At 65.1% G+C, this 6,366-nt stretch carries 5 protein-coding genes and 3 tRNA genes; 6 read left to right on the top strand and 2 right to left on the bottom strand.

Going from position 1 to position 6,366, the window contains the following annotated elements; all coding sequences use genetic code 11:
* On the bottom strand, positions 1-2,188 hold a 2,188-nt coding region (locus VE172_RS24620; RefSeq protein ID WP_324804662.1), incomplete at its 3' end, for a Tex family protein.
* Positions 2,189-2,262: 74 nt separating this feature from the next.
* Complete coding sequence (locus tag VE172_RS24625) at positions 2,263-2,763, bottom strand: methylated-DNA--[protein]-cysteine S-methyltransferase (RefSeq protein ID WP_414715154.1); 501 nt, start codon at positions 2,761-2,763, stop codon at positions 2,263-2,265.
* 140 nt (positions 2,764-2,903) lie between these two features.
* Between VE172_RS24625 and VE172_RS24630 the strand changes: the two genes are divergently transcribed.
* From VE172_RS24630 to VE172_RS24655, 6 genes are all read left to right on the top strand, one after another.
* Positions 2,904-2,976 (top strand) — tRNA-Gly (locus VE172_RS24630).
* Positions 2,977-3,010: 34 nt separating this feature from the next.
* Positions 3,011-3,081: transfer RNA gene (locus VE172_RS24635), tRNA-Cys, on the top strand.
* 12 nt (positions 3,082-3,093) lie between these two features.
* Positions 3,094-3,165 (top strand) — tRNA-Val (locus VE172_RS24640).
* Positions 3,166-3,512: 347 nt separating this feature from the next.
* Positions 3,513-4,517, top strand: a complete 1,005-nt coding sequence (locus VE172_RS24645) for a hypothetical protein (protein ID WP_324804663.1) — start codon at positions 3,513-3,515, stop codon at positions 4,515-4,517.
* The gene (locus VE172_RS24650; protein WP_324804664.1) at positions 4,514-5,083 is read left to right on the top strand and encodes an HD domain-containing protein; all 570 of its coding nucleotides are present in this window, start codon (positions 4,514-4,516) and stop codon (positions 5,081-5,083) included. The genes VE172_RS24645 and VE172_RS24650 overlap by 4 nt, the downstream gene beginning before the upstream one ends.
* A 297-nt stretch (positions 5,084-5,380) precedes the next feature.
* Positions 5,381-6,366 (top strand): ATP-dependent nuclease (locus VE172_RS24655; RefSeq protein WP_324804665.1); only part of this gene is annotated, 986 nt, incomplete at its 3' end.

Below are 6,366 nucleotides of genomic sequence, written 5' to 3' on the forward strand. Positions count from 1 at the left end.
GTCCCTTGTCGCCGATCTCGTCATCGAGGCGCAGCGTCAGCGCGATGCGCTTGCGGGCGACCTCGACCTCCAGCACCTTGACCTTGACGATGTCGCCCGGCTTCACGACTTCGCGCGGATCCTTGATGAAGGTCTTCGACATCGCCGAGATGTGCACCAGCCCGTCCTGGTGCACGCCGACGTCCACAAAGGCGCCGAACGCCGCCACATTGGTCACGGTCCCCTCCAGCACCATGCCCGGCGACAGATCCCCGATCGCCTCGATTCCGTCCACAAGCGACGCCGTCTTGAAGCTGGGCCGCGGGTCCCGCCCGGGCTTCTCCAGCTCCGACAGGATGTCGGTGACCGTGGGCAGGCCGAAGGTGTCGTCGACGAACCGCGACGGCTCGATCGAGCGCAGCAGCTTGCCGTTGCCGATCAGGCTGGTCACCTCGCCGCCGGTGGCCTCGGAGGCGATCCGCCTGACGACCGGGTACGCCTCCGGGTGCACGCTGGAGGCGTCCAGCGGGTCGCTGCCGCCCCGGATCCTCAGGAAGCCCGCGCACTGCTCGAAGGCCTTGGGCCCCAAGCGAGACACGGTGCGCAGCTCCTGGCGCGCGGTGAACGCCCCGGCCGAGTCCCGGTGCGCCACGATGGCGTCCGCCAGCGAGGCGCTGATGCCCGACACCCGCGCCAGCAGGGGAGCGGAGGCGGTGTTGAGGTCGACGCCGACCCCGTTCACGCAGTCCTCCACCACGGCGTCCAGGCTGCGCGACAGCTTGTTGTCGGCGACGTCGTGCTGGTATTGACCCACCCCAATGGACTTCGGGTCGATCTTCACCAACTCCGCCAAGGGGTCCTGCAAGCGCCGCGCGATCGACACCGCGCCGCGCAACGAAACGTCCATATCGGGCAGCTCCCGGGAGGCGAAGGCCGAGGCCGAATACACCGAGGCGCCAGCCTCCGACACCACCACCTTGGTGAGCCGCTGCCCCGCCGCCAGCTTCACCAGCTCGCCCGCCAGGCGGTCGGTCTCGCGGCTGGCGGTGCCGTTGCCGATGGCGACCAGGTCCACCTGGTGCCGCTCCACCAGCGCCGCCAACGTCGCCAGCGCCTCGTCCCACTTGCCCTGCGGCTTGTGCGGGTAGATCGTGGCGGTCTCGGCGACCTTCCCGGTGGCGTCCACCACCGCGACCTTGACCCCGGTGCGAAAACCCGGGTCGAGCCCGAGCGTCGCCCGGGTACCGGCGGGCGCGGCCAACAGCAGGTCCCGCAGGTTCGCCGCGAACACCCGCACGGCCTCGTCCTCGGCCGCCTGCCACAACCGCACCCGGGTGTCCACTGACAACCCCACCGAGATCCGGGTCCGCCAGGCCCAGCGCACGGTGTCCAGCAGCCACCCGTCCCCGGGCCGTCCTTGATCGGCGACCCCGAAGTTGCGCGCGATCAGCGCCTCATAGTCGGAGGCATCCGCGTCCCCGGCCCCCTGCGGGTCCAGGTTGAGCGACAGCACGCCCTCCTTCTCGCCCCGAAACATCGCCAGCACCCGGTGCGAGGGCAGCTTCGCGAACGGCTCGGTGAACGCGAAGTAGTCCGCGAACTTGGCGCCCTCGGTCTCCTTGCCCTGCTTCACCTCCGACACGATCCGCCCCTTGCCCCACATCCGCTCCCGCAGATGACCCACCAGGTCGGCGTCCTCGGACAACCGCTCGGTCAAGATGGCCCGCGCCCCCGCCAGGGCAGCCTCCACATCGTCCACCTGCTTGGACGGGTCGACAAACCCGGCCGCCACCTCCGCGGGCACCCCCGACGGATCGGCCAACAGCACCTCCGCCAACGGTTCCAGCCCCGCCTCGCGCGCGATCGCCGCCTTCGTGCGCCGCTTCGGTTTGTACGGCAGGTACAGGTCCTCCAACCGCGCCTTGGTGTCGGCCGACTCGATCTGACCGCGCAGCTCGTCGGTGAGCTTCCCCTGCTTGGAGATCTCGTCCAGGACCGACGTCCGCCGCTCGTTCAACTCCCGCAGGTACCGCAGCCGCTCGTCCAGGGTCCGCAACTGCGCGTCGTCCAACGTCCCGGTGGCCTCCTTGCGGTACCGGGCAACGAACGGCACGGTCGCCCCGCCATCGAGCAGATCCACGGCCGCGGCGACCTGGCGCTCACCGACTCCCAGCTCCGAGGCGATGGTGGCATTGATGCTGGCGGTCACTCTTGTTCCCCTCCACAGGCAAGTCCTACGAGCACATGATTGTGCACCGCATCAATTCGAGCCCACCACCGACCTCACAGATCAAACAGGGTCGGCGCCGCCGATCCCTCCCGCTCCAACAACTTCCGCTTCATCTCCACCATCGCCCCACCGCTACCGGCGAACCCACCCAACCCGCCATCGGCGGCAATGACCCGATGACACGGCACCACCACCGGAATCGGATTCCCCGCCATGATCCCGCCCACGGCCCGCGCCCCCTCCGGCCTCCCGGCCCGCGCCGCCAACTCCCCATAACTCACGGTCTCGCCACACCCCACGGTCTCGAACAACACCCGCCGCACCCGCAACGCCCACCCCGAACTCAGCGACCAATCCAACGGCACCTCAAACTCCTCCCGCCGCTCCCCGAAAAACTCCTCCAACTGCCCCGCCACAACCTCGAGCACCCCCAAGGCCCCCCGATCCCTCCCCAAGGGACCCCCACCCTCGCCCGACCCCCCAAAACTCACCCGCCGCAACCCTTCGGCGGACGCCACCAACCACAATGTCCCCACCGGGGACGGCACACCCATCTTCGCCAACGCCTCATCCACCCACCCATCATGCGCCGCCCCACCGACACTCCCCACCCCCGGTTGTCGACCCCACCACCCGTCCGCTAAAGTTCTCTGCGTCGCCAAGACGGGCCCCAAAACCCGGACAAAGCACACACGCGGACGTAGCGCAGCTGGTAGCGCGTCACCTTGCCAAGGTGAAGGTCGCGGGTTCGAACCCCGTCGTCCGCTCTGAGGCCGGGCTACACACAGCCCCGCGGCCTGTGGTGGAGTGGCCGAGAGGCGAGGCAGCGGCCTGCAAAGCCGTTTACACGGGTTCAAATCCCGTCTCCACCTCGAAACAACCTCGGACGATTAGCTCAGCGGTAGAGCACTACCTCGACACGGTAGGGGTCACTGGTTCGATCCCAGTATCGTCCACTCCAGCGATAGGCGAAGTGTGTTTTGGTGGACCAAAACCACTTCGCTTTTGTCATTTCCGCGGCGACGAAGCCGCCGCCGCTTTGGGGGAGCTTCGCTCCACCCAAACCCCCTCACAACGCGTTGGTTCTGGTGGGCCAGAGAGTTCGCTTCGCCGTCGCCCTCAAGGACTTTGTGCGTGGAGGGGCTTCGCCCCACCACACACCTCTTTTATGGGCGCGCTCCGCGCGCCATGCGAGGGGCGAAACCCCTCGCGCTATCCGCCACGCAAAACGCCGTAGGAACGGGTGGAGCTGGGACATCCGCCGTCAGATGTGGACCGCATACCTATGCAAGAAGTCTGCGCCGTGGCGATGGAAGTCGATTCAACGACCGTCGGTAGTTGGGAAACTGGGCGTCGCCCGCTGGCCGCGGTGAGCATGAAGCAACTTCGGCACATCAGCCGTCAGTTGCTTCGCATTGGCGTCGACTCTGAGTTGGTCGCTACCATTCCCGTCGCGATTGAGGCTGACCTGATCATCACCGCGATTGCGAACCCTGAACCATCAGCGAAGCTGGATCAACACCCGCTGGCGGGGTGCGTGATGGACCTGCGCATCTCGGAACTCTTGACGTGGGCACTCACTGGCGTTCCACCGCGCATCGCCGCCCGATTGCCCCAACTCCGCCGACGGGGCCCATCACCCACTCGGCCCGAGTTGGGATGGATCAACCGCAGACAGCTCGACGCCAACTTGCTTGACCTGTCCGAAAACCGCCACGCCAGGTCAACATTGTTGCTGCGCAGCCAAGCCACATTCCTTGCTGGTCTCGCGGGGTTGACGACGAAAGCTCAACTGTCCCATCAGGCATCCCGATATCTACTAGGTACCGAGCCGTGGTCACCGTCATGGTTGGACGCGTGCTCGTACGCGGTTTCGTGCGCGTACCGCGGCGATCCCGAACCTCTGCGGCGATTTCTCTCCCACGCCCAACAACGCGCCGACTGCGAAACCGCCGCACTCAACTACACCGCCTACTGGGTCGGCGACCTCACCGACCGCGAAGGCAACGACGCATTCATGCCCCAAAGGCAGCTTCGATGGCGCGGCTCCCACATGTACCCGCACCTCGTAGAACGCCTCCACCCCGATCACCCGATCGTCGACTTGAATACCCATAACCTTGCGCTACTGCTGCGCGCTCAAAGAGGGTTGGTCATCGACGACGAAGCGACCACGCTGCTGCTGTTGGAGCGCATTGACCGACTCGGCGACAGCGGCCAAGTCTCGGCGCAAACCAAGAAAGAACTGGCCTCCCTGGCCACAATCCTGGCAGATCTGGGCTATCGCAATCGTAAGGCGACATCGTGACCGAACTGGCGGGCGAAGCAGGCTACCTCCTGGAACTCGGGCTGCTGAAACGCGCACGCCGCAGCGGCTGGTGGATCGCAGGTATCCGTGACCCCGAATCGATCGCCGAGCACTCCTGGCGTACCGCGATCGTGGGGATGATCATCGCCAGCCACGAAGGCGCCGACCCCGCCCGCACCTCCATGCTGTGTTCGGTGCACGACACCCCCGAAACCCGCATCGGCGACATCCCCAAAATCGGCAAGCACTACCTGAAAGCCACCGATCCCGTCGACATCAACGCCGACCAAACCGCCGAATGCACCGACCCCGCACGTACGGTGCTGCGCGATGCGATCGCGGAATTCGAAGCACAACAAACCATCGAAGCCCGATGCGCACGGGATGCAGACAAGTTGGAGTGTCTTATTCAGGCAGTCGAATACCAACACCAAGGCGTCACCACCGTCCAACGCTGGATCGACAACAGCCTGGCCGCCCTCAAAACCGACACCGCCCGCGACCTCGCCACCGAAATCATCAACGCAAACCCCCTCGCCTGGGAACACACCAGACAGGACCGATGAGACGATCGGCAGTTATCGTCAGTTGTCGTGCTGGTGTTGACGTTTGGCGCGCGGCGCATCGACGGTCAACGGTTGACGAGCACGGGTCCGCGCGGCCACGACCGTTTAGGGCCCGTTCTGTGGATCATGAATGCCAGATCTGCGGTTGTGTGAGGCAGGTCGTGCCGCCCGCCCGTCAGCGGCCCTGCCCTCCATGAGAACGAAGGTGGAGGCGTTTTCGGGCACTAACCATGTTGCACGTGCATGAGAGAATTCCGTTATTGGATCGCCGCACGGGCGTGCTGTTGGGAGGACAACTTGAAGTCAGAAATTCGCGACAGCACGATCACGGCCCTGTCGGATCGCGTGCGAAAGCGGAAGTATACGAAATACCTGTCGGGGATGCGTCTTGTGAAGCTCCGCGGATTCGAGGATGTCGAGGTCCGTTTCGACTTCCCGGTCACGGCGCTCATCGGCCCAAACGGAGAAGGTAAAACGACCATCCTCGGTGCGGCCGCGTTGATCTACGACTCCGTCCCGCCCCGGCGATTCTTCGCCAAGAGCGGCGCGTACGACGGTTCCATGCGCGGCTGGAAGATCGAGTACGAGTTGATCGACAGGGAGCGTCTGGGATCGCCGTCAGTCAGCCGCACCGCAAGCTACTTGAAAGCCAAGTGGAACCGCGACGCGGTGGAGCGCGTGGTGGTCATCTCGGGGATCAGTAGAACTCTGCCCGCCAGCGAACGGAAGGACACGTACCGGTTTATCAAGGGCGACTTCGCTGGCGCTCGCGAGATCACTTTCTCGAAGGATGTAGTGGACGCGGTGGAGAACATCCTCGGCAAGGCCGCCGCCAACTATCTCCAAGTCGACGCCGACGTCGACGGCAAGAACTCGATCTACGCCGTGCGCGGCAGCACCGACGAGGAACATAGTTACAGCGAGTTTCATTTTGGCGCGGGCGAGGCCAGCATTATTCGCATTGTCAGCCGCGTTGAGGAAGCACCGGATGACTCGCTTCTGCTAATCGAGGAGATCGAGAATGGATTGCATCCGATAGCGACTCGCCGCCTCGTCGAGTACCTGATCGACGTCGCTCGGCGGAAGTCGTGTCAGGTTCTCTTTACTACTCACTCGAACGACGCCCTTGCGCCGCTACCGATCGAGGCCGTGTGGTCGACGTACCGCGGACGGGTAACCCAAGGTAAGCTCGACATCGCCGCGCTCCGAACGTTGACGGGGCAGGCAGAGGCGCAGCTTGCAGTGTTCACCGAGGATGATTTCACGGCTTTGTTTGCCGAGGT

The sequence above is a fragment of the Stackebrandtia sp. genome, assembly GCF_035643755.1.
GTDB lineage: Bacteria > Actinomycetota > Actinomycetes > Mycobacteriales > Micromonosporaceae > Stackebrandtia.

Coding starts and splice junctions, on each gene's coding strand:
- VE172_RS24625 (WP_414715154.1), bottom strand. CDS start 2,763: ATGGGTGTGCCGTCCCCGGTGGGGACATTGTGGTTGGTGGCGTCCGCC.